Annotated in this window: 2 protein-coding genes; both read left to right on the top strand. The window is 78.3% G+C overall.

Annotated elements, in window-relative coordinates; genetic code table 11:
- Positions 1–1,012, top strand: a 1,012-nt coding sequence (locus EAD98_RS00325; protein WP_233583653.1) for an acetyl-CoA carboxylase carboxyltransferase subunit alpha, incomplete at its 5' end; no start/stop codon positions are given.
- Positions 1,009–1,229, top strand: a 221-nt coding sequence (locus EAD98_RS00330) for a hypothetical protein (RefSeq protein WP_199723175.1), incomplete at its 3' end; no start/stop codon positions are given. The genes EAD98_RS00325 and EAD98_RS00330, both read left to right, overlap by 4 nt.

A 1,229-nucleotide genomic window follows, 5' to 3' on the forward strand; every position in this document is an offset into this window, starting at 1 on the left:
CGGTCGGCGCGGGCCGGCGACGCCGCCGGCCCGCGCCGACCGGGATCCGCTCCTCAAGAGCCCGGCGCCCCCGCCGGCCGGCGCCGCTCGGGACCCGCTCGTCCAGAGCCCGGCGCACCCGACGGCGGGCGCCGACCGGGACCCGCTCGTCAAGAGCCCGGCGCACCCGGCCGGCGACCGTCCGGGCCCGGCGACACGCGACGCGTGGGACACGGTGCGGACGGCCCGCCATCCCGGTCGACCGACCACTCTGGACTACCTCGACTCCGTCTTCGACGGCTTCGTGGAGCTGCACGGCGACCGGCTCGGCGGTGACTGCCCGGCCGTCGTCGGCGGCGTGGCCCGGCTGGACGGCCGGCACGTGATGGTGATCGGCCACCAGAAGGGGCACACGACCGCCGAGCTGGTCGCCCGCAACTTCGGCATGGCCAGCCCCGCCGGGCATCGCAAGGCGCTGCGGCTGATGCGCCTCGCCGCCCGGCTCGGCCTGCCGGTGGTCACCCTCGTCGACACCCCCGGCGCCGACCCCGGGGTGAGCGCCGAGGAGCAGGGCCAGGCGGCGGCCATCGCGGAGAACATCCTCACCCTCACCGTGCTGCCCACCCCGGTGTTGTCGGTGATCACCGGCGAGGGTGGCAGCGGCGGCGCGCTGGCGCTGGCGGTCGCCGACCGGGTGCTGATGCTGGAGCACGCCGTCTACTCGGTGATCAGTCCGGAGGGCTGCGCCGCGATCCTCTGGCCGGACCGGTCCGCGGCGCCACAGGCGGCCCGGGCGCTGCGGTTGACCGCACCTGACCTGTGCCGGCTCGGGGTGGTCGACGAGATCGTGCCGGAGCCGGCGACGGCCGCGCACGACGATCCGGCGGAGACCGCCCGGCGGCTGCGCGCGGCGTTGCTGGCCAATCTGCTGCCGTTGCTGGACGTGCCGCCCGCGATGCTGGTCCGCCTCCGCCGGCAACGGTTCCGTCGTTTCGGTGCCGCGCGCGCCGGTGCCCGGGCGGGTGCCCGGTGACCGCCGAGCCCGCCGGCGACCGGACGCTGTCGACGGCGGACGCGCCCGGCGACCGGGCCGCCTCGGCCGCCGAGCCGACCGGCGTCGACCGTCGGCCCACCGGGTACGACGGGGCGCGCCTGGACCCGGGCCAGTCCAACGGCCATGGTGGCGTCCGCCTCGACGGGGACCGCCCGGCGGACGCGGGCCGGCCCGACGACGCCGGGCGGTCCCCGTC

It is taken from the genome of Micromonospora sp. CV4, assembly GCF_003667455.1.
Taxonomy (GTDB): domain Bacteria; phylum Actinomycetota; class Actinomycetes; order Mycobacteriales; family Micromonosporaceae; genus Micromonospora.